Below are 22,053 nucleotides of genomic sequence, written 5' to 3'. Positions count from 1 at the left end.
CGCCGGGCCCGACTGAAACCCGGCCCCGGCCCGCGCACCCCGGCGGGCTCGGGTGTCACCGAGCCCGCCGGGCCGTCAGCGCTGGAGCGTCAGCAGACCCGGGCGGTAGGCCCACTGGCCGTAGTCACCGCCGGAGTCGGGATCACGACCCTGGTAGAGGAACCTCAGGTCGCAGGGGTCGATCGTGAAGGTCTGGTCGGCGCCGGCGCGGATCAGTTCGCCGTGGCTGATGTCGTCGGTCCAGGTGGCGCCGCTGTTGGCCTTCCCCGCGAAGGGGTTGCTCTCGGTCGCGGCCTGCGGCGTCCACGAGCCGTTGAGGCTGGTGGCCGTGAACGAGCGGAAGTAGCGCTGCTCGTTCGCGCCCCGGGCCTCGACGATCATGAGGTACTGGTTCCGGTCCTTGACCTTGTAGACCTGGGGGGCCTCGAAGAGGTTCTTCTCCGTGTCGCTCATGACCGTCGTGTACGACGAGCCGAAGCTGCCCGGGAAGTTCCCGATCGGCATGCTCGCCCGGTAGATCTTGCCGTTGTCACCGGCGAAGAACAGGTACATGTTCGTCCCGTCGCCGATGAGTGTTTGGTCGATGGGGCCCGTTCCCGAGCCGGCGATGCTTCCGGAGAAGAGCTCCTGCTCCGCCGACCAGCCGTTCGGGTTGGTGGGGTCGGTCGACGTCCGGTAGGAGAAGGCGGTCCTGCCCCACTGGTGGGCGAGCACCCAGATGTTCTTCGGCGCGAAGTAGAAGAGCGTGGGCGCGACGACGGAGTTCGTCATGGCGTTCTGGCCGGTGGAGGCCATCTGCGACCAGTCGGTGAAGGGGGTGAAGTTCATCGAGCCCCAGCCCGCTCCCGATGCCGTGGTGCCGTGCGTGGTCGCGTAGACGAGGTGCTTGCCGTTGTACGGGGCGACGGTGAAGTCCTTGAGCGACGCCCATCCCGCCTTGGGCTGCGCCAGGGGGCCCGATGACGACCAGCGGTACGTCGAGGGCAGGGCGCAGGTGCCGGGGGTGCCGCCGCCGGCGACCTTGACGAGCTGCCACTGCTGGTTGGCGCCGCCCCAGTCGTCGTACTGGACGACGTTCGCGCCGTCGGCGGTGGAGGCGCCCTGGACTTCGAGGGCCTTGCCGCTGTGGCGGGCGACGAGCCTGACGTGGCCGTCCGCGCTGTCGGCCAGGCGCCACTGCTGGTTGGTGCCGTTCACGTCGGCCCACTGGACGATCGCGCCGCCGTTGGCGGTGGAGCTGTTCTGGACGTCCAGGACCTTGCCGGAGTGGCGGGACTTGACGCGGTAGTAGCCGTCGCCGGAGGCGACGAACTGCCATTGCTGCTGGTTCTGGTCGTTCCTCGTCCACTGGGTGATCCGGGCGCCGTCGCCGGTCGCCAGGTTGTAGACGTCCAGGGCCTTGCCGCTGTTGCGGTTGACGAGTACGTACCAGGCGCTGGTGTCGACGGTGGCCGCGGCGGCCGGCGGGGCCGTCGCCAGCGTGGCCCCGAACAGCAGGGACGACAGGACGGCCAGGACGAGACTCAGGACCAGGGGTGGGCGGCGCAATCTCATCGGAACGACTCCTTCGGGGGAGAGGGGTGGGGGTGAGCGGGGACGGTGTACGGCTGGAGGAGGCCGCACATGCCGAAGAGCGGTTCCTCCGGGCGTTCCAGCCGCACCACGGCGCCGTGGTCGAGGTGGGAGAGGTCTCCGGCCTTCAGCCGGTCGAGCTGTCTGCCGGTCTCCTCGGCCGCCGCCAGGGCGCCGGCGCGCCAGCGCGCCTCCCACTCGTCGAGGAGTTCGCGTTTCAGTCGGTGGGCCGCGACGTGGAACTCCCGCAGCTGCCCCTCGTCGCGCAGGGTCAGGAACCCCTTGAGCGCCAGGTCGAGGCGGCGGAGCGCCGCCGCGGCGTGGTCGCCGGTCAGGCTCGCCGCCGCCCGGTAGGCGTCGGGATCGGCCAGGACGGCGGCGGGAAAGGTGAAGACGGCGTCGCCGGCTTCGGGGAGGCCGCTGTTCTGCATGAGGACCACGAGACGCAGGCCGCCGCCGTTGACGAGGCGGTGGATCGTCCCCGGGGTGAAGCGGACGACGTCGCCGGGGCGCAGCGGTGTGTCGGCGTATCCGGAGGTGGTGAGGGTCTGGACGCTGCCCCGGCCGCCGAGGACGACGTACGCCTCGGAACAGACGAGGTGCATGTGGGGGGTTCCGCCGCACAGGCCGTCGGCGGCCTCCTGGTCGTACACCCTCAGCCCGGAGATTCCCACGCCGCCGGGGAGCGGGGTCACCATGGGTGTTCCCCGACGTGCCGGGTCAGGCGCGCGAGGTCCCACGCGCCGTCGGCCACGACGATCCGGTACCGGCGCGACAGGGTGTCGCCCGGGGCCAGCGGCAGTTCCTCGTCGAACGCCAGGGACGGGTTGACCGCGGGGAGGGGCTCGCTGCGGACGAACCAGTGGCAGGGGTTGTCCGGGTCGTCCAGGAACAGCAGGGTGGAGGCGTGGTCGACCTCGTCGTGGGTGCCGATGAAGGCGAGCCAGTCGCCCTGCTCGCCCATGCCGGGGCCGATCACGTCGCCGCCGGTGAACGCGCGCGGGCCGCGCCAGAACAGGCCGGAGTATCCGGCGAGTTCCCTGCCCTGGGTGCCCGGGCTGCCGAACACCAGCTCGGTGTCGTGGACGTTGGTCAGTTCGGTGGTGACCTCCAGGGTCCAGGAGTCGGCCTCGATGTCGCGCGCGGTCAGCGTGCGGCGTTCGTCGATCCAGCGCTCCCCCGCCGCCGTGTGCCAGGCGAGGTCCTCGGTGACGACGGCCCGGTCGTGAGCCGTCTCGGCGGATACGGCGAGGCTGCGCATCGTGCCGAGGTTCGGCAGGTCGACGTAGCCCCGGCCGCGCAGATAGGTGCCGCCGCCCCAGAAGTTCTGGCCGGACAGCCAGGACGCCGTGAACTGGACGCCCTTGTGCCAGCGGTGGTCGTGCGGCCGGTATCCGGTGACCACCCGGCCGGCGAGCGTGCGCACCGGGTGCAGGTACGGCTTGGGCGCCTCGAAGGGGTCCATGACCGGCCGGTGCACGTACCGGAAGAGGTCGGTGCCCCGCGCCCGTACGGTCAGCGCGTCCTCGTCGCGGAGGAGTCGGAACGTCATCGGAACACCTCCGGTCGCCCTCCGTGGAGCGAGGCGTGGAACGGGTCGGCGGCGTCGATCTCTCCGCGCAGAACGGGCCGGCCGGTGATCGCGGCCTTGTACAGGGCGGTGACCAACTCCGTGGTGGGTCGGCCGAGATCGGGCCCGATGCCGGCCTCGTACCCGTCCAGGAACGCGGCGAGCTGGGCGGTGTGCGAGCTGGGCAGGTCGTCCGGCGGCTCCCACTTCACGGCGGGCGTCCTGCCGGTGAACGTCCAGTCCGCGTTGGAGTAGCCGTACAGGTGCCGCAGTTCGACGGTGGCGTCGGTGAGGTCGAACCGCAGGTAGCTCTCCTCGCGCGGGGAGAGCACACTGTTGACGACCGTGGCGAGGGCTCCGTTCTCGAAGCGGACGAGAGCCGTGGAGACGTCCTCGGTCTCGACGTCGCGTGCGAGGCGGCCCGCCATCGCCCGGACCTCGGCCCAGGGGCCGAGCACCGCGAGCATCAGGTCCATCTGGTGGATGCCGTGGCCGAGGGTCGGGCCGCCGCCCTCGCTGCGCCAGGTGCCGCGCCACGGCACGTCGTAGTACGCGTCGTCGCGGAACCAGGCCGTGACGCACTGCGCGACGAGCGGGCGGCCCAGGGTCCCGGCGGCGATCAGCTCGCGGAGATACCGGGCTCCCGAGCCGTACCGGTGCTGGAACACCGCGCCCACGGCCGCGGCGCCCTCGGCGGCGTGGATCCGGTCGAGCTCGGCCAGCGACAGGGCCACCGGCTTCTCGCACCACACCCACGCCCCCGACTCCAGGCAGGCCACGGCCTGTTCGACATGCAGGAAGGGCGGCGTGCACAGGTGCACGACGTCCGGGCGCTGCTCGCCGAGCATCGTGCCCAGGTCGGTGTAGACGGCGGGGATGCCGTGCTCGGCCGCGAAGGCCTCGGCGCGCACGGCGTCCACGTCGACGGCCGCCACGATCTCGGCGCGGTGCGCCTGCGCCCGGAGGGCGGGGACGTGGCAGATGCCCGCGATCCCGCCCGTCCCGACGATCGCCGTCCTGATCATCCGCCGAGCACCTTCCTGAGCGCGCGGTAGGCGGGCTTGGGCTGAAGGTTCTCGTCGTAGGGCAGCGCGGCGCCCTCCTTCGGGAAGACCCCGGGGATCCACGAGTACTTGTCCGTGTAGTCCCAGACGGTGACGCCGACGCACCTCTTGACGTCCAGACAGGCCTTGACGTAGTCGGCGTACCAAGTGGCCTGGGTGGCGAGCTTCGCCGGGGTCGCGGGGAGTTCCATCCGGATGTCGAGTTCGGTGACCGCGACGTCGACCCCGAGGCCGGCGAAGCGCTGGATGTTCTCCTTGATGCCGGCGGGGTAGCCGTACTGGAGCGCCAGGTGGCCCTGGAGGCCGAAGCCCTCGACGGGGACGCCGTCGGCCTTCAGCTGCTTGATGAGCGTGTAGTAGGCGTCGCTCTTGGCGTTGATGCCGTCGACGTTGTAGTCGTTGAGGTACAGCTTGGCGTGCGGGTCGATCTCGTGGGCCCAGCGGAGGGCGTCGGCGATGTAGCCGGGGCCGAGCGTCCTGTAGAAGACCGACTCGCGGTAGGTGCCGTCCTCGTTGAGGGCCTCGTTGACGACGTCCCAGTGGATGACCTTGCCCTTGTAGTGCCGGGCCACCGTCTGGATGTGGTTCTTGAGGACGGCGCGCAGCTCTTCGGCGGTCCAGCTGCGCTCGGTGAGCCAGGCGGGGAGCTGGCTGTGCCAGACGAGGGTGTGGCCGCGGACCTTCTGGTGGTGGGCCGTGGCGAGGGCCATGACCTCGTCGCCGGCGGTGAAGTCGAAGACGCCGGGCTCGGGCTCGGTGGCGTACCACTTCATGGCGTTGCCGGGGGTGGTCTGCCCGAACTCGCTGCCGAGGAGCTTCAGGTAGGCGGCGTCGGTGAACTCGGGGTTGTCGGTGGCCGAGCCGAAGTACTTGTGGTGCTTCTCGGCGAGTTCGGCGAGCGTCCTGGGGCGGGGCGCGGCGGTCGCCGGGGCGGCGGCGAGACCGGCCGCGACGCAGACGGCAGCCGACAGGGCGACGAGGTGCCGGTACAGGGGCATGGGTGACTCCTCGGGTGGGTGACGGCTCAGTCGAGGACGATGGTGGTCAGCGCGCGGGGGGCGAGCGTGGTCGTGAGGGTGGTTCCGTGGACGGAGCCGACGTCGGACGGGGTGATCGAGCGGGTCCGATCGGTGACGTAGGCGTCGGGGTGCCGGTCGTGGCCGCCGCGCAGGGTGAAGGCGGCGGAGGTCTCGGTGGTCCCTGTGTTGAGGATCTCGATGACGCGGCTGCCGTCGGCGTTGCGGAAGGCCGTGACCCGGAGTGCCGGATCGGCGTTCGTGACCGGCACACGGACGGCGCCCGGCCGGATGAAACGGCTGAAGGCGGCCAGCGCCCAGTACCGCTTGGACACCCGGTAGTCGTCGCCGGGGTCGGCGAGCCGGATGAGCCCCCGGGTCGCGCCGATGGACGCGCCGGTCCAGTAGACGTAGGCGTTGGCGTTGCCGACGGTCAGGGTGTTCTGGATGTCGGCCGCGACGGAGAGGCCGTCGTAACCGCTGCCGTCGTCCCAGTTCTCGTTCCAGGTGGTGCCGTCCGGCGACCATTCCGACATCCACACGTGCTTGTCGGTCGGCTGCGGGACCGCGGCCGGACCGCTGTAGCGGTGGCCGGTGACGGTCCCCACGGCCCTGTCGGCCTCCGGGTCCTCCTCGATGGCCTCGGTGAAGGCGACCTGCCGGTCCCAGCCCGCCGCGTCGCAGCAGACCACCCCGGTCTTCAGGCCCGAGGCGCGGACGGTCGGCCCGAGCACCTTCAGGAAGTCGACGGCCTGCTGGGGGGTGAAGCGCATCGAGGCGTAGCTCGCCGTCCAGTCGGGTTCGTTGGTGAACCCGAGGTCGGTGATGCCGATGCCTTCCCGCTCGTAGAACTTCGCGTACTGGACGAGGTAGTTCGCGTAGGCCCGTCGCCATGCGGGCAGGAGCTCGCCGCCGTTGTTCTCGCTGCCGTTGCTCTTCATGAAGGCCGGCGCGCTCCAGGCGTCGGCGTAGAACCGCTGGACGCCGTAGGCCTTCGCCTCCTTGGCCAGCCAGACCTGCCCGCCGTCCCAGCCGTCCCAGACGTACGTCGGCGGCGCGTCCGGCCCACCCGGGTCGGCGGGCAGGATCGTCGGCATGTGGTCGTAGACCCGGTCGGTCGAGGAGCCGATGCCCAGGCGCAGGATCGAGAGACCCGCGCCCTTCTCCTTGCTGAGCAGCAGGTCGAGGACTTCGCGCCGCTTGGCGGGGCCGAGGCCGCGCGCCCCGTGCAGCAGGTCGGCCCGCTGGAAGGCCATGGAGAAGCCGAATCCGTCGATGGACTGGAGCGAGCCCCGGAAGTCGATGGCGGGGCCGGCGGTGGAGGACGCGGGGGCGGTGGAAGGCGCGGGGCCGGCAGCGGCGACTTGCGTTGTTAGCGCTAACAATATTGCGGCTGTCAGCACGGTCAGGCGTTTCACAGGGACTCCTCTGGGTGGAGGTCACGCGGCGCGGGATCAGCCCTTGGTGGCGCCGGCGGTCAGGCCGCCGATCAGCTGGCGCTCGGCGACGGCGTAGAAGGCGAGGGCCGGGACCATGGCGAGCACGATGTACGCGAGGACGAGCGCGAAGTCGGTCGAGTACTGCCCCTGGAACTGCTGGACGCCGACCGGGATCGTCTGCCATTTCGGATCACTGAACACCAGCAGCGGCAGGAAGAAGTTGTTCCAGCTCGCGACGACCGCGAGCACGGAGACCGTGCCGAGCGCGGGTCGCGCCATCGGCAGGAGGATCTGCCAGAAGAACCGGAACTTTCCGCAGCCGTCCACGGTGGCGGCCTCCTCGATCTCCGCCGGAATGGTCCGGAAGAAGCCGCGCAGGATCACGATCGTCATGGGGAGCCCGAAAGCCGCCTGGGGGAGGATCACGCCGAGCGGGTTGTCGAGCAGGCCGAAGGTGCGCAGCATCAGGAAGAGCGGCAGGACGGCGACCGCGAACGGGAACATCAGCCCGATGGTGAAAAGCGTATAGAACAACTCCCGGCCGCGGAAGGCGTATCGGGCCAGCACGAAAGCCGCCATCGCGGAGGCCGCCACGGTGCAGACCGTCGTACCGATGGCGATGCCGGCGCTGTTGGCGATCTGTCGCCAGAACATTCCGTCGCCGAGGATTCCGGTGTAGTTGGCGATTTTCCACTGCTCGGGCAGTCCGAACGGGTTGTTCGTCAGTTCCGCGGTGCTCTTGAAGCCGGATATCACCGCGTAGAGCAGCGGTACGGCGACGAACGCGGCGATCAACCAGACCACGGCGTGCAGCGACAGGCCGCGTACCGTCCGGCGGGCGGTCATCGGCCCTCTCCCGAGGTGACGGCCCCGGTGAGATCGCGGCGGAGCACGTACCGCTGGTAGAAGAGGGAGAAGACGAGGCTGATCATGAACAGCACCACGCTGACCGCGCCGGCGTAGCCGACCTGGTACCGCTTGAACCCGAACTGGAACATCGCGATCGCCATCGTCTCGGAGGAGTGGTTGGGCCCGCCGGTGGTCATGACCCAGACCAGGTCGAAGAGCTGGATGGACCCGATGATCGACAGGAAGACGCTGATCCGGATCGTCGGGCCGAGCAGCGGCAGTGTCACGTGCCGGAAGCGCTGCCAGGCGCCGGCGCCGTCGATCGCGGCGGCTTCGAGGATCTCGGACGGGATGCTCTGCAGCCCGGCGAGGAACAGCATCATGTGGAAGCCGAAGTACTTCCAGACCATGACGACGAACAGGGTCGGCATGACCGTCGAGGGATCGGCGAGCCACGTGCCCTGGAGACCCTCCAGGGCGAAGAGTCCCGCGAGATGGTCGGCCATGCCCGCGCCGGGCAGGAAGATCATCGTGAAGAGGACCGCGGTGACGACCTCGGAGAGGATGTACGGGGCGAAGAACAGCATCCGGTAGACGGCCCGGCCGCGGAGCTTCTGGTTGAGCAGGACGGCGGTGAAGAGGGCGAACGGCAGCTGCACCGTGATCGAGAGGACGATCAGGTACAGGCCGCGCCCCAGGTCGCCGAGGAAGACCTGGTCGTCGAAGAGCCTGGTGTAGTTCGCGAGGCCGACGAAGTCGTCCATGGGGCCGATCCCGCCCCATTTGAAGAAGCCGGTCCAGACGGCGACGACGATCGGGGCGAGGACGAAGACGAGGAAGAGGACGAGGGCCGGGACGAGGAACCAGGCGACCGACGCCCAGGCCGCCCAACGGCGCGGGCCCGTCCGGGGTGGGACCGGCGGGTGCGCGGGCTCGGGCCTCTCCGTCCGCTCCTTCGTCAGGGTGGACACGGGACTAGGCACTCTTCGCAGCCTCGGTGATCGACGCGGTGACCTGCTCGGGCGTCTTCTTGCCGGCCAGGAGGTCGGCGACGCTGTCGTTGACCTCCTGGCCGACCGCCGGCGGGTAGGCCTGGTCGAGGAAGAGCTGGAAGCCCGTCGCCTTGACCAGGCTCTCGGCCACGACCTTCCTGTTGGCGTCCGTGAGCCGGCTCTCCGCGCCCTTGACCACCGGCAGGTAGCCGTTGGAGGCGAGGAGTGCGGACTCGTTCTCCAGGACGAAGAACTTCAGGAAGTCCAGCGCCTCCTTCGGGGCGCCCTTGCGCAGCGCGAAGCCGCCGCCTCCGCCGAACACCTCGGTCGCCCGTCCCACCCCGCCGTCGACCGTCGGGAAGGGGAAGAAACCGAGGTCCGCTCCGAGGTCGGCGCCCGCGTCCTTCTGCACGGACGGCCCCCACTGCCCCATCAGCTCCATGGCGGCCCTGCCGTTGCCCATGGTCGCGGCCTGGCCGCCCGGGGTGGCGTACCCGGCGCCGAGGAAGCCCGGCTGGAACGGCTGGAGGTCGACGAGTTCCTTGAGGCGGGCGCCCGCCTGGACGAAGCCGTCACCGGTGAAGTCCTTGGTGGTCGCGGCCTTCTGCAGGGCGGGGAGGCCCGCGACGCGCATCGCGAGGTAGGCCCAGTAGTAGTGGCCCGGCCACTTCTCCTTGCCCGCGAGCGCGATCGGGGTGATGCCCGCGGCCTTGAGCTTCCCGACGTCGTCGAGGAACGCGGCCCAGGTGGCCGGCGGGGTGGTGATCCCGGCCTTGGCGAAGAGCTTCTTGTTGTACCAGAAGCCGACCATGCCGATGTCGTACGGGACTCCGTAGGTCCGGCCCCCGAACTGGTAGGCCTGGAGCGAGACCGGGGTGAGCCGGGACGACCAGTCGAGGAGGTCGGTGAGGTCCTCGACGAGCCCCGCCTCGACCTGCTGCTGGAGCACGCCGCCGCCCCAGGTCTGGTAGACGTCGGGGAGCCTGCCCGAGGAGGTGGTGGCGGTCAGCTTGGACTTGAACGCCTCGTTCTCCAGCGAGGTCGTGTTGATCGCGATCTTCGGGTGCGTCTTCGTGAACGCCGCGGAGATCTGCGGGAAGAGCGACTTGCCCGGTTCCGTCGTGGCGATGTTCCACCAGTCGAACGTGACCTTGCCGTTCGCCGACGCCCCGCCGCCCGGTTCGCCGGCCCCGCAGGCCGCCGTCATGGAGACGGACAGTGCGGTCAAGCCCGCGAGCGCCAGAACACTGCGTCGGCTCGGGGTGGTGCTGGCCATGGGACCTCCGTGAGGGGATGCGCTCGAAAACTTTTCGAAACACTCTCGGATTGCGTGGTGCCATAAACTAGGAACGCCGGACACCCCGGTCAAGACTTCTCACCGATTTACCTCGGAAACCCGGCGGCAACATGGTCTTGACAAGCCATCACGCCAGCCAGAAACTCTTCGAAAGTTTGCGAAACATGTCGTCGAACGACGGCGTCGAAGAGGAGAGAAGTTGAGTGAGCAGCGTGCGACTCTGGCCGTCATCGCCGCGGAGGCGGGGGTCTCCCAGGCCACCGTCTCCAAGGTGATCAACGGCCGCTCCGACGTCGCGCCCGCGACCCGCGAACGGATCGAGGGCCTGCTGCGGTCGCACAACTACCTCCAGCCCGGCCGGCAGAACAGGGCGCGCAGATCGGGCCTCGTCGACCTGATCATCGGCGGTCTGGACAGCGCCTGGGCGGTCGAGATCCTGCGCGGCGTCGAGGCCGAGTGCGCCCAGCGGGGCGTCGGCACGGTCGTGTCGCTCGTCCCGCCCGGCGAGGCCACTCCGTCGAGCTGGTCGGCGCTGCCGGTGCTGCACCACAGCGACGGCGTCATCCTCGTCACCGCCTCGGTCACCCAGGCGCAGCGCGCCCAGGTCGAGCGGGGCGGGGCGGCGCTGGTCGTCATCGACCCGATCGACCTGCCGGACAACGGTGTCCCGAGCATCGGCGCGACCAACTGGGCCGGCGGCCTCGCCGCCACCGAGCACCTGCTCGAACTGGGGCACCGCCGGATCGCGGCGATCGGCGGGCGCAAGGAGATGCTCTGCAGCCAGGCCCGCATCGACGGCTACCGTGCCGCTCTGGAACGGGCCGGGATCGAGGTCGACCGCGGCCTGATCCGGTTCGGCGACTTCCAGCACGAGGGCGGATTCCGGTGCGCTCAGGAGCTGCTGGCCCTGCCGGAGCCGCCGACCGCCATCTTCGCGGGCAGCGACCAGCAGGCGATGGGTGTCTACGAGGCCGCCCGGCAGAGCGGGCTGAGCATCCCGCACGACCTCAGTGTGGTCGGTTTCGACGACCTGCCGATGTGCGACTGGCTGTCGCCGCCGCTGACGACGGTGCGTCAGCCGCTGGAGGAGATGGGCCGGCTCGCCGCCCGCGCCCTGTTCCAGCTCCTGGAGGACCAGCCCCTGGTCAGCCCCCGGATGGAGCTCTCGACCGAACTCAAGGTCAGGGTCTCCACCGCCCCTCCCCGTCTTGAGGAGAACCCCCGTGACCGAGCCCTGGCGTGACCCCCTCCTGCCCGCTTCCGTGCGGGTCGCCGATCTGCTGAGCCGGATGACGCTGGAGGAGAAGGCGGGGCAACTCGCCGGCTTCTGGGCCCTGGCCTCCGATCCCGGGGCGCCCGTCGCGCCGATGGAGGACGACTCCGGAGAGCCGGCGCCGGGCCTCGACGACATCATCGGGCACGGTCTCGGCCAGCTCACCCGTGTGTACGGCACGGCGCCGATCACGGCGGAAGCAGGGATGGAGCGGCTCGCCGCGCTCCAGCGGCAGGTGACCGAGGCGGGGCGGTTCGGCATCCCGGCCCTCGCTCACGAGGAGTGCCTGACCGGTTTCATGACCCTGGGGGCCACGGTCTTCCCCGGGCCGCTCGCCTGGGGCGCGTCCTTCGATCCCGTGCTCGTACGGGAGATGGCGGCCGCCATCGGCGACGGGATGCGGCGGGTCGGCGTCCACCAGGGCCTGGCCCCGGTGCTCGACGTGGTCCGCGACTACCGGTGGGGCAGGACCGAGGAGTGCGTGGGCGAGGACCCCTATCTCGTCGGCGCGATCGGCACCGCCTACGTCCAGGGTCTGGAAGGCGCCGGCGTCGTGGCGACGCTCAAGCACTTCGCCGGGTACTCCTCCTCCCGCGGCGGCCGGAACATGGCCCCCGTCGCCGTGGGGCCGCGCGAGTTCGCCGACGTGCTGGTCGAGCCCTTCGTACGGGCGCTGCGCGAGGGCGGCGCCCGGTCGGTGATGAACAGTTACACCGACGTGGACGGCGTCCCGGTCGCCGCCGACGAGCGGCTGCTCACCGGCCTGCTGAGGGAGGAGCTCGGCTTCGACGGTGTCGTGGTCGCCGACTACTACTCCGTCTCCTTCCTGGAGTCCCGGCACGGCGTCTCCGGATCGCGCGGGGCGGCCGGCGCGCTGGCACTGGCCGCCGGAATCGACGTCGAGCTGCCGACGGCCCGCTGCTACGGCGAGCCGCTGACCGCGCTCGTACGGTCCGGGGACGTACCCGAGGAGCTCGTCGACCGGGCTGCGGAGCGCGTACTGCTGCAGAAGGCAGGGCTCGGCCTGCTCGACCCCGGCTGGGAGCCCGTCAAGCCCGAGCCGGTCGACCTCGACCCGCCGGAGAACCGGGAGCTGGCCAGGCTCCTCGCCGAGCGGTCCACCGTGCTGCTCGCCAACGACGGCGTCCTGCCGCTGCGTCCGTGCCGGGTCGCGGTCAGCGGGCCGTACGCGCACGACCCCCACGCCTTCCTCGGCTGCTACTCCTTCCCCAACCACGTGGCGCTGCCCGGCGATCCCGGGCTGGAGATACCGACGCTCGGCGAGGCGCTCACCGCCGCCGGGTTCACGGTCACCGCGGAGGATCCGGAGGTTCGGGTGCTGGTGCTGGGGGACCGGGCCGGCATGTTCGGCCGGGGCACCTCGGGAGAGGGCTGCGACGCCGAGACCCTCGACCTGCCCGGCGACCAGGCCGCGCTGGCCTCCGAGGTCCTCGACTCCGGGGTGCCGACGGTCCTGGTCCTCGTCTCCGGCCGCCCGTACGCGCTCGGTTCGCTCGCCGACCGCGCGGCGGCCGTCGTCCAGGTCTTCTTCCCCGGCGAGGAGGGCGGGACGGCGCTGGCCCGGATCATCAGCGGAGCCGCGGAACCGTCCGGGCGGCTCCCCGTCTCCCTCCCCCGCCGGGCCGGCGGACAGCCCGGCACGTATCTGCACTCCACCCTGGGCGGTCGCACCGACTGGAGTTCGGTGGACCCGACTCCCCTGTTCCCGTTCGGCCACGGGCTGAGCTGGACGAGCTTCGCGTACACGGATCTCTCGGTGACCCCCTCGGCAGCGACCGACGGAGCCGTCTCCGTGGCGGTGACCGTGCGCAACGTCGGCGAGGTGGCCGGGACCGAGGTGGCGCAGCTGTACCTCTCGGACCCCGAGGCGTCCGTCGTCCGGCCGCGCCGGTGGCTCGCCGGATTCGGCCGGGTCGAGCTGGCGCCGGGCGAGGCCGCCCGGATCACCTTCTCCGTACACGCCGACCGGACCTCCTTCACCGGGGTGGACCTGCGCAGGAGAGTGGAGCCCGGGGAGATCGGCGTGGCCGTCGGACGGTCCAGCGGCGATCTTCCCCTCCAGGGGTCCTTCACCCTGCACGGCCCCGTGCGCCACCCGGGCGCGGACCGTGTTCTGTCCGTGCCGGTCGACATCGTCCCGGTGCCATGACGGAGCCGTTCACCGATCCCGTACCGGGGGCGTTCGGCGATCCCGTCCTCCCCGGGTTCCGGCCCGACCCGTCCGTCTGCCGGGTGGAGGACGACTACTACCTGGTGACGTCCAGCTTCGAATGGTTCCCGGGGCTTCCCGTGTTCCACAGCCGCGATCTCGTGAACTGGCGGCGTCTCGGTTCGGCCCTCGACCGGCCGTCGCAGCTCGACCTCGACGGATGCGGGCCCTCACGCGGCCTGTTCGCGCCGACGATCCGGCACCACGACGGCCTCTTCCACCTCGTCTGCACGCTGATGGACGGCGGGGGCCACTTCGTCGTCACGGCGACCGACCCGGCCGGGCCGTGGTCGGAGCCGTCCTGGCTGGAGGGCGAGGGCTTCGACCCGTCGCTGTTCTTCGACGACGGGCCGGACGGCGACGGCGGCGCCTGGTTCACGGCCGCCCGCGTACGGGACGAGGCCGCCGGCCGTACCGAGATCTGGATGCGCGCGTACGTGCCCGGCGAGCGAAGACTCACGGGACCCGAGTACGTCCTGTGGTCGGGGAGCCGTCCGGAGGCCCGATGGTCGGAGGCCCCGCACCTCTACAAGGTCGACGGCGGCTATCTGCTGCTCACCGCCGAGGGCGGCACCGACGTGGACCACAGCGTGGTGGCCGCCCGCGCGGACAGCGTGACCGGCCCCTACGAGGGCGCCCCCGGCAACCCGGTGCTGCCTCCCGCCCCGAGGGGCGCGGTGACCTGCACCGGGCACGCGGACCTCGTGCAGACCCCGGACGGGGACTGGCGGGCCGTCCTCCTGGGCGTCCGGCCGGGCTCCGCCCTGGGCCGTGAGACCTTCCTCAGCCGGATCAGCTGGCGGAACGGCCTGCCGCTCTTCTCCCCCGTCGCCCACACCTGTTCTCCCCGCCCGCTGTACGACGACTTCGCCGTCCTCGCCGCCGACTGGAACTCCCTGCGCACCCCCCGGGAGCCGTTCCGGACCGTCGGCGACGGGCTCCGTCTCCGGCTCCGCCCCGAACGCCTGGGCGAACGCACCGTCCCGTCCCTCCTCGTCCGGCCCCAGGAACAGCCCGACTGCGACGTGTCCACCGAGATGCGCTTCACCCCGGCCGGACCGGGCGAGGAAGCCGGCCTCGCCGTGGTCGTCGACGACGACACGCACCTGCTGCTCCTCCGTACCGCGGAGGGACTCCACCTCCGCCGGGGCCCCGACCTCCTGGCCCGCACCGCCCTCCCTCCCGGCCCCGTCCGCCTGGGGGTCAGCATCCGCGGCTTCGCCCACACCTTCGTCCACGCGGCACCCGAGGGCCCCTGGCAGGACCTGGCCACCGTCGAGGCCACTTTCCTCACGCCGCTTTTCACCAGCGTCCAACTCGGCCTGTACGCGACGTCCCAGGGCCATCCGTCGACGAACGAGGCCCATTTCCCGTGGTTCGCCCTCTCGTACCCCCAGCGGGAAAGGTGAACCGAGGCACGCATTCTTCCCTCAGGCGAGCGGTCCCCGTCGAAACTCTTTCGGCGGGGACCTCCTTTGCGCTCGCTTCGGCGACCTTTTCCAGCGCTCCCATGACGGGCCATTTTCCGAAACAACTTCGAAACTGTTGACATGCACATGCCGCATTTTCACACTGATTCACGAGGCGTCACCGCCGTATTCCGCAGCCCCGTTCCGTGGACGCGGTCCTCGTCGCCGCGGACTCTCTCCGCTGCGCGCTCTCCCCCCGTCCGCGATTTCCGTACCGGAGGTCCCCCCATGCATTCCCCCGCCGTTTCCCCGCCCCCGGCCCGCCGGAGGACACGCGGCCTGTGGGCGGCGCTGATCGTCGGAGCGCTCGGCTCCGCCACCGTGCTCGCGGCACCCGCCTCCGGGGCCGCCGAGAGCACACTCGGCGCCGCCGCGGCGCAGAGCGGCCGCTACTTCGGCACCGCCATCGCCTCGGGGCGGCTCGGCGATCCGGCGTACACGACGATCGCGTCCCGCGAGTTCACCTCGGTGACGGCCGAGAACGAGATGAAGATCGACGCCACCGAGCCCCAGCAGGGCAGGTTCGACTTCACCGCCGGCGACCGCGTCTACAACTGGGCGGTGCAGAACGGCAAGCAGGTCCGCGGCCACACCCTCGCCTGGCACTCCCAGCAGCCCTCCTGGATGCAGAGCCTCAGCGGCGGCGCGCTGCGCCAGGCCATGAACAACCACATCAACGGCGTGATGGCCCACTACAAGGGCAGGATCGGCCAGTGGGACGTCGTGAACGAGGCCTTCGCCGACGGCACTTCGGGAGCCCGCCGCGACTCCAACCTCCAGCGCACCGGCAACGACTGGATCGAGGCCGCCTTCCGCACCGCGCGCGCCGCCGACCCGGCCGCCAAGCTCTGCTACAACGACTACAACGTCGAGAACTGGACCTGGGCGAAGACCCAGGCCATGTACGCCATGGTCAAGGACTTCAAGCAGCGCGGCGTCCCCATCGACTGCGTCGGCTTCCAGTCCCACTTCAACAGCGGCAGCCCGTACCACAGCAACTTCCGCACCACCCTCCAGAGTTTCGCGGCCCTCGGCGTCGACGTGGCCGTGACCGAACTCGACATCCAGGGCGCCTCGGGCGCGACCTACGCCCAGGTGACCGACGACTGTCTGGCCGTCCCGCGCTGTCTCGGCGTCACCGTGTGGGGCGTGCGGGACACCGACTCCTGGCGAGCCGGGGACACTCCGCTGCTCTTCAACGGCGACGGCAGCAAGAAGCCCGCCTACACCTCCGTGCTCAACGCCCTCAACGCCGGCTCCCCCGATCCGAACCCCACTCCGACCCCGGCGCCCGGCTCCGGACCCGTCAAGGGGGTCGCCTCGGGCCGCTGCGTGGACGTACCGTCCTCCGCCACCACCGACGGCGCCCAGGTCCAGCTGTGGGACTGCAACAACCGCACCAACCAGCAGTGGACCCTCACCTCCGCCGGTGAGCTCAGGGTCTACGGCGACAAGTGCCTCGACGCCGCCGGCACGGCCAACGGCGCCAAGGTGCAGATCTACGGCTGCTGGGGCGGCGACAACCAGAAGTGGCGCCTGAACTCCGACGGAACCGTCGTCGGCGTGCAGTCGGGCCTCTGCCTCGACGCCGCCGACACCGCCAACGGCGCACCGATCCAGCTGTACGCGTGCTGGAACGGCGCCAACCAGCGCTGGACCCGAGCCTGACCGACGCCCGACCCGCCGCGCCGCGGCGAAGGGGAGCCAGGTCCGTCCTGGCTCCCCCTCCGTGCGGTCAGGCGCTGGGACGGTTGCCGTAGTAGGCACCGGGGCCGTGCTTGCGCGTGAAGTGGCGGTCGAGGACGTGCTGCGGAGGTTCGACCGTGCCCAGGGCGATGGTGTGGAGCGCCATCTCGGCCACCGCCTCGCAGATGACGGCGTGTTCCAGGGAGGCGGTGGCGTCGGCGCCCCAGGTGAACGGGCCGTGGTGGGCGACCAGGGCGCCGGGGACTTCCCGGGCCCGGGTGTCGTCCCGGTCGAGGAGGTCCACGATGACCTGGCCGGTGTGGAACTCGTAGTCCTTCGCGCACTGCTCGGGGGTGAGGGACGCGGTGACCGGGACGGGGCCGTTGAAGGTGTCCGCGTGGGTCGTGCCGAGCACCGGTATCGGACGCCGGGCCTGGGCGAAGGCGACGGCGTGGGCGGAGTGCGTGTGGGTCACGCCCCCGATGGAGGGGAAGGCCAGGTAGAGGCTCCGGTGGGTCTCCGTGTCGGTGGACGGCCGCAGGTGGCCTTCCACGACGCTCCCGTCAGCCAGGGAGACGACCACCAGGTCCTCTTCGCCGAGCACGTCGTAGGCCACGCCCGAGGGCTTGATGACGAAGACGCCGGCTTCCCGGTCCACGCCGCTCACGTTGCCCCACGTGAGGGTGGCCAGACCGGCCCGGGGGATGCGGAGGTTGGCCTCCAGCACCTCCCGGCGCAGTTCCTCGGAAACGGCGGTGCTCACGGAGGGCTCCGTCCTCGCGGGGGCTGGTGGGAAGGCCGAGGGGCTCACAGGCTCTGGGCCAGACGGTGGTACGCCTGGTTCCAGCGCAGCTCGCGCGTGAACCGCCGTACGGTCGTGTCCTCGTCGATGACGGCGAGTTCGGTCCGCAGCATCTCGGCGAGGTCGTCGAGCTCCTCGCCGACGAGGGCCGTGGTCAGGACGGTGTGGTGCGGAGCTCCGGCCGTCAGCCAGGCCTCGGTGGAGGTCCGCAGGTCGGGGCGGGGGCGCCAGACGGCCCGGGCGACGGGGAGCTTCGGCAGCGGCTCGGGCGGGGCGACGACGTCGATGTGGTTGGCGACGAGGCGGAAGCGGTCGCCCATGTCGGCGAGTCCGACGACGACGGCCGGACCGGGATCCGCGTCGAAGACGAGGCGGACCGGGTCCTCGCGTCCGCCGATGCCGAGCGGGTGGATCTCGCAGGCGGGCGTGGCCGTGGTGAGCGAGGGGCAGACCTCGAGCATGTGGGCGCCGAGGATGAGTTCCCGGCCCGGCGTGAGGTCGTAGGTGTAGTCCTCCATGAAGGAGGTGCCGCCGGGCAGACCGTGGGCCATCGCCTTCAGCGCGCGCAGCAGGGTGGAGGTCTTCCAGTCGCCTTCGCCGCCGAAGCCGTACCCGTCCGCCATCAGACGCTGCACGGCGAGCCCGGGCAGCTGGCGCAGGCCGCCGAGGTCCTCGAAGTTGGTGGTGAAGGCGCGGAACCCGCCTTCCGTGAGGAAGGCCCGCAGGCCGGCTTCGACGCGGGCGGCGTACCTCAGCGACTCGTGGCGCTCGCCGCCGGGACGCAGCTCGGGCGCGAGGGCGTACAGGTCCTCGTACTCCTTGACGAGGGCGGAGACGGAGTCCTCGGGGGCGGCGTCGACCACGGCGACGAGGTCGTTGACGCCGTATGTGTTGACCGAGACGCCGAACCGCAGCTGCGCCTCGACCTTGTCGCCCTCGGTGACGGCGACGTCCCGCATGTTGTCGCCGAACCTGGCGAGCCGGAGGGTGGTGAGCTCGGCGCGGCCCACGGCGGCGCGGGCCCATCCGGCGATGCGGTCGACGACCTCGGGGGTGGAGACGTGACCGGCCACGGTCTTGCGCGGGACGCCGAGGCGGGTCTGCACGTAGCCGAACTCCCGGTCGCCGTGGGCGGCCTGGTTCAGGTTCATGAAGTCCATGTCGATGGTGGACCACGGCAGCCGGCGGTTGGCCTGGGTGTGCAGGTGCAACAGGGGCTTGGTCAGGGCGTCGAGGCCGGCGATCCACATCTTGGCCGGGGAGAAGGTGTGCATCCAGGCGATCAGGCCGATGCAGCGGTCGTCGGCGTTGGCCTCCAGACAGAGCGCGCGGATGGCGGCCGCGTCGGTGAGGACGGGCTTCCACACCAGGCGGACGGTCATCCGGGGCTGCCCGGCGAGGGTCTCGCAAATGGTGCGGGACTGCTCGGCGACCTGGGCCAGGGTCTCGTCGCCGTAGAGTGCCTGGCTGCCGGTGAGGAACCAGATCTCGCGGTCGGGCGGGGAGAGCGTCATGTCGGGTGTGCTCCTCGGAGGTACGGTGGCGGAGAAGTCGGGCGGGAGACGGGAAGCGTCGGGACCGGGGCCGCGTCGGTCAGCCGGTCGTGGCGGCGCGTGCCGTGTTGCGGATGCGTCGCAGGCGGTGCAGGAGGAGGTCCGTGCCGGTGCCGAAGTACTCGTGCAGGGCGCGGTATTCGCCGAACAGCGCGTCGTAGGCGTCCGCGCGGGCCGGGTCGGGCAGGTAGGCGTGGCGCCGGACGCTGCCCATGACGGCGGCGGCGGAGCGGACGTCGGGGTGGGCGCCCGCGGCGACGGCGGCGTGGATCGCCGAGCCGAGCGCCGGCCCCTGCTCGGAGGTGCCGAGGGAGACGGGGCGGCGGAGCACGTCGGCGTAGATCTGCATGAGCAGCGCGTTCTTCCGCAGGCCTCCGGTGACGATGAACTCCTCGACGGGGATCCCGCCGTCCTCGAAGGCCTCGACGATCATCCGGGTGCCGTACGCGGTGGATTCCAGCAGGGCCCGGTAGACGTCCTCGGGCCGGGTGTCGAGGGTGAGTCCGGCGACGACTCCCGAGAGGTGGTGGTCGACCAGGGGGGAACGGTTGCCGTTCATCCAGTCGAGGGCGACGAGGCCGTGCGCGCCGACCGGCCGGCCGGCGGCCTTGCGGGTCAGGAGCTCGTGCAGGTCCTCGCCCGACGCCTCGGCCTCGGCGCGGTAGTGGTCCGGGACGCCCTGCCGGAGCCACCAGGCGAAGATGTCGCCGACGGCGCTCTGGCCTGCCTCGTATCCGTAGGCGCCCTCGACGATGCCGCCGTCGACGACCCCGCAGATGCCGGGGACTTCGGCGAGGGCGGCGCCGTTGAGCACGTGGCAGGTGGACGTGCCCATGATGGCGAGCATCCGGCCGTTCTCCACGGCGCCCGCGGCGGGGGCGGCCACGTGGGCGTCGACGTTGCCGACCGCGACGGCGATGCCCTCGGGGAGCCCGGTCCAGCGCGCCGCCTCTCCGCTCAGACCGCCGGCCCGGGAGCCCAGGGGAGACAGCGGGTGCTCCAGGCGCGTGGCGGGGAAGTCGGCGAAGCCGGGGTGGAGCCCGGCGAGGAAGTCCGGCGAGGGGTAGGCGCCGTCCTGGTGGATGCCCTTGTAGCCGGCGGTGCAGGTGTTGCGGGACTCGGCGCCGGTCAGCTGCCAGACGATCCAGTCGGCCGCCTCGATCCAGCGGGCGCAGGCGGCGTAGACGGCCGGGTCCTCCTCCAGGACCTGGAGGGCCTTGGCGTACTGCCACTCGGAGGAGATCCTGCCGCCGTACCGTGCGATCCACTTCTCGCCGCGGGCGTGCGCGAGGGCGTTGATGCGGTCGGCCTGCTCCTGGGCGGCGTGGTGCTTCCAGAGTTTGGGCCAGGCGTGCGGGCGGGAGGCCCACTCGGGGGTCAGGGCGAGCGGGGTGCCGTCGGGGGTGGTCGGCAGGACCGTGCAGGCGGTGAAGTCGGTGGCGATGCCGATGACGCGGTCCGCGTCGACCCCGGCGACGGCGAGCGCCGCCGGGACGGCGGTGCGCAGGACGTCGCGCCAGTCCTCGGGGTGCTGGAGCGCCCAGTCGGGGGGCAGCGGGGCCCCGGTCGGGGGGAGGCGGTCCTCGATTACGGCGTGGCGGTACTCGTGGACCGCCGAACCTAGTTCGGCGCCGTCCCGGACCCTGACGACGACGGCGCGCCCGGAGAGGGTGCCGAAGTCGACTCCGACGGTGCAGGCCTCGGGGTGGTGTGGGGTCACGATGCGTCTCTCTCGTCATGAGCGGGGCCGGGGACACCCTGATTGTTAACGCTCACAATCGTGTGCGACAAGAGCTGGACGCAGTTCTGTCGAACATTCGACGAGAAGATCGGGCCTCGGAAGTGAGCGCTCACTTCCTGACTGGCAGACGGTGCCGGACACCGCGGAACGGCGCGCGGAGGTGCGTACGGACGGGGCTCGCCGGCGCGCGGGAGCGGGTACGGACCGGGCACGCGGGCGCGCCGGCGTACGTACGGACCGGCGCGCGGCAGCGCGTGCACACCCGCGCCCCCACGGCCCGGGACCCGTCGGCGAAGGCCTCCCGCCGCTTCAGCCCTCGACCGAGGGCCGCGTGCTCGCGCGCATGATGAGCTGCGGCTGCACGAGGAGGTGTTCGGCCTTCTTCGCGCGGCCCTCGATGTGGTCCACCAGGAGCCCGATGCTGCGGCGTCCGATCGCGGCGAAGTCCTGGCGGACCGTCGTCAGCGGCGGCGGGAAGTACTCGGCCTCCGGGATGTCGTCGAAGCCGGCGACGGCGACCTGCGCGGGAGTGCGGATCCCGCCCTCCCGCAGCGCCCGCAGGACGCCGAGCGCCATCTGGTCGTTGGCGACGAAGACGGCCGTGACCGGCGTCGCCCCGCGCCGGGCCAGGGCGAGTCCCGCGAGCTCCTGTCCCGCCCGGTAGCCGGACAGCGGGCTCCAGTCCCCCGCCAGCACGCGCGGCGGGCGGATGCCGTTCTCCTCCAGGACCGCGCGCCATCCCGCGGTGCGGGCCTCGCTCTCCAGCCAGTCGCCGGGGCCCGCCACGTGCCAGACGGTGCGGTGCCCGGCGGCGAGCAGGTGCTCGGTGACCATGCGGGCGCCGAGTTCCTGGTCGAGGGAGACGCCGGGCAGGTCGAGCTGGTGACCACCCTCCACGGTGACCACGGGGAAGGGTGCCTCCAGTTCGGCGAGCGCCCTCACGTGGGAGCGCTGCGGCGTGATGGCGACGACTCCCTCCACCCCCCAGGCCGCGAGGTGGTCGATGGCGTCCTTGAGCCCCTGCCCCTCTCCGGTGCGCAGGCTGACGGTCGAGACGAGGTAGCCCTCTTCCCGGGCCGCTTCCTCCAAGCCTGTCAGCGTGCTGGCGGGGCCGTACAGGGCGGTGTTGACGGCGATGACACCGAGCGTCCGCGTCCGGCGTGTCACCAGGGCGCGCGCGGCAGAGTTGCGGCGGTAGCCGAGCCGCTCGATGGCCTCGGTGACCTGGTCGCGGGTGGCCGGGCGCACGTTGGGGTGGCCGCTCAGGACCCGGGAGACGGTCTGGTGGGAGACCCCGGCCTCTCGTGCGACGTCGGCCATCGTCGGCGGGCGGACGTCTTCCGCGGGCTGCGCCACGTTCGCCTCCCTTCTCCGTGATCTCGGCTGTGCATCGATGCGAGAAAAACCTTATCGCCTCTTGTATCACGGCGTTGTGAGCGCTAACAATCTAGCTCGTCCGGGGTGCCGACGCCCTGGACCCCCCAACCGGAACGGTGCCGT

17 protein-coding genes are annotated in these 22,053 nt (G+C 71.4%); 4 read left to right on the top strand and 13 right to left on the bottom strand.

The annotated features are described in order from the left end of the window. Positions 1-75: 75 nt before the first annotated feature. Genes ASD33_RS23580 through ASD33_RS23540 form a run of 9 tightly spaced genes read right to left on the bottom strand, consistent with a single transcriptional unit; the run spans position 76 to position 9,778 of the window. Positions 76-1,554 (bottom strand): non-reducing end alpha-L-arabinofuranosidase family hydrolase, encoded by a 1,479-nt coding sequence (locus ASD33_RS23580; RefSeq protein ID WP_056563983.1) that lies wholly within the window; start codon positions 1,552-1,554, stop codon positions 76-78. After that, positions 1,551-2,270, bottom strand: a complete 720-nt coding sequence (locus ASD33_RS23575) for a cupin domain-containing protein (RefSeq protein ID WP_056563980.1) — start codon at positions 2,268-2,270, stop codon at positions 1,551-1,553. The genes ASD33_RS23580 and ASD33_RS23575 overlap by 4 nt, the downstream gene beginning before the upstream one ends. Continuing rightward, positions 2,264-3,124, bottom strand: coding sequence for a PmoA family protein (locus ASD33_RS23570; RefSeq protein ID WP_056563977.1), 861 nt, complete (start codon positions 3,122-3,124; stop codon positions 2,264-2,266). The genes ASD33_RS23575 and ASD33_RS23570 overlap by 7 nt, the downstream gene beginning before the upstream one ends. Further along, positions 3,121-4,167, bottom strand: coding sequence for a Gfo/Idh/MocA family oxidoreductase (locus ASD33_RS23565; protein ID WP_056563973.1), 1,047 nt, complete (start codon positions 4,165-4,167; stop codon positions 3,121-3,123). The genes ASD33_RS23570 and ASD33_RS23565 overlap by 4 nt, the downstream gene beginning before the upstream one ends. Further along, on the bottom strand, positions 4,164-5,204 hold the full coding sequence (locus ASD33_RS23560; protein ID WP_056563970.1) for an endo-1,4-beta-xylanase: 1,041 nt from the start codon (positions 5,202-5,204) through the stop codon (positions 4,164-4,166). Before ASD33_RS23560 ends, ASD33_RS23565 begins: the two co-directional genes overlap by 4 nt. A gap of 26 nt (positions 5,205-5,230) precedes the next feature. Beyond that, the gene (locus tag ASD33_RS23555) at positions 5,231-6,640 is read right to left on the bottom strand and encodes a glycoside hydrolase (protein ID WP_056563966.1); all 1,410 of its coding nucleotides are present in this window, start codon (positions 6,638-6,640) and stop codon (positions 5,231-5,233) included. Positions 6,641-6,676: 36 nt separating this feature from the next. Then, the gene (locus tag ASD33_RS23550) at positions 6,677-7,507 is read right to left on the bottom strand and encodes a carbohydrate ABC transporter permease (RefSeq protein ID WP_056563963.1); all 831 of its coding nucleotides are present in this window, start codon (positions 7,505-7,507) and stop codon (positions 6,677-6,679) included. Further along, complete coding sequence (locus tag ASD33_RS23545; RefSeq protein ID WP_242427239.1) at positions 7,504-8,481, bottom strand: sugar ABC transporter permease; 978 nt, start codon at positions 8,479-8,481, stop codon at positions 7,504-7,506. Before ASD33_RS23545 ends, ASD33_RS23550 begins: the two co-directional genes overlap by 4 nt. A gap of 4 nt (positions 8,482-8,485) precedes the next feature. Then, positions 8,486-9,778 (bottom strand): extracellular solute-binding protein, encoded by a 1,293-nt coding sequence (locus tag ASD33_RS23540; RefSeq protein WP_056563956.1) that lies wholly within the window; start codon positions 9,776-9,778, stop codon positions 8,486-8,488. A gap of 220 nt (positions 9,779-9,998) precedes the next feature. Between ASD33_RS23540 and ASD33_RS23535 the strand changes: the two genes are divergently transcribed. The 4 genes from ASD33_RS23535 to ASD33_RS23520 all read left to right on the top strand — a co-directional run bounded on the left by ASD33_RS23535 (position 9,999) and on the right by ASD33_RS23520 (position 16,439). After that, a complete protein-coding gene (locus ASD33_RS23535; protein WP_056563951.1) occupies positions 9,999-11,042 on the top strand; it encodes a LacI family DNA-binding transcriptional regulator in 1,044 nt (347 codons plus the stop codon). Further along, positions 11,023-13,242 carry a glycoside hydrolase family 3 N-terminal domain-containing protein gene (locus ASD33_RS23530; protein WP_056563947.1) on the top strand — a complete coding sequence of 740 codons (2,220 nt, stop codon included), beginning with the start codon at positions 11,023-11,025 and terminating at the stop codon, positions 13,240-13,242. Before ASD33_RS23535 ends, ASD33_RS23530 begins: the two co-directional genes overlap by 20 nt. Continuing rightward, complete coding sequence (locus ASD33_RS23525) at positions 13,239-14,711, top strand: glycoside hydrolase family 43 protein (protein ID WP_056563943.1); 1,473 nt, start codon at positions 13,239-13,241, stop codon at positions 14,709-14,711. Before ASD33_RS23530 ends, ASD33_RS23525 begins: the two co-directional genes overlap by 4 nt. A gap of 288 nt (positions 14,712-14,999) precedes the next feature. After that, entirely contained in the window at positions 15,000-16,439 is a 1,440-nt protein-coding gene (locus ASD33_RS23520; protein WP_056563940.1) for an endo-1,4-beta-xylanase, read from the top strand. Positions 16,440-16,506: 67 nt separating this feature from the next. Here ASD33_RS23520 and araD read toward each other — a convergent pair whose 3' ends face one another. The 4 genes from araD to ASD33_RS23500 all read right to left on the bottom strand — a co-directional run bounded on the left by araD (position 16,507) and on the right by ASD33_RS23500 (position 21,909). After that, positions 16,507-17,220, bottom strand: coding sequence for an L-ribulose-5-phosphate 4-epimerase AraD (araD, locus tag ASD33_RS23515; RefSeq protein WP_056563938.1), 714 nt, complete (start codon positions 17,218-17,220; stop codon positions 16,507-16,509). Between the two features lie 44 nt (positions 17,221-17,264). Further along, positions 17,265-18,773, bottom strand: a complete 1,509-nt coding sequence (gene araA, locus ASD33_RS23510) for an L-arabinose isomerase (protein WP_056563935.1) — start codon at positions 18,771-18,773, stop codon at positions 17,265-17,267. A 79-nt stretch (positions 18,774-18,852) separates the two neighbouring features. Beyond that, positions 18,853-20,532: a ribulokinase gene (araB, locus tag ASD33_RS23505; RefSeq protein ID WP_242427236.1), complete on the bottom strand. Its 1,680-nt coding sequence runs from the start codon at positions 20,530-20,532 to the stop codon at positions 18,853-18,855. A 330-nt stretch (positions 20,533-20,862) separates the two neighbouring features. Beyond that, positions 20,863-21,909, bottom strand: a complete 1,047-nt coding sequence (locus ASD33_RS23500; protein WP_056563929.1) for a LacI family DNA-binding transcriptional regulator — start codon at positions 21,907-21,909, stop codon at positions 20,863-20,865. Positions 21,910-22,053: the final 144 nt, after the last annotated feature.

The organism is Streptomyces sp. Root1304 (assembly GCF_001426405.1).
Classification (GTDB): Bacteria; Actinomycetota; Actinomycetes; order Streptomycetales; family Streptomycetaceae; genus Streptomyces.
Note: the sequence above shows the minus strand (reverse complement) of the source record. Positions and strands in the feature narration are given on the sequence as shown.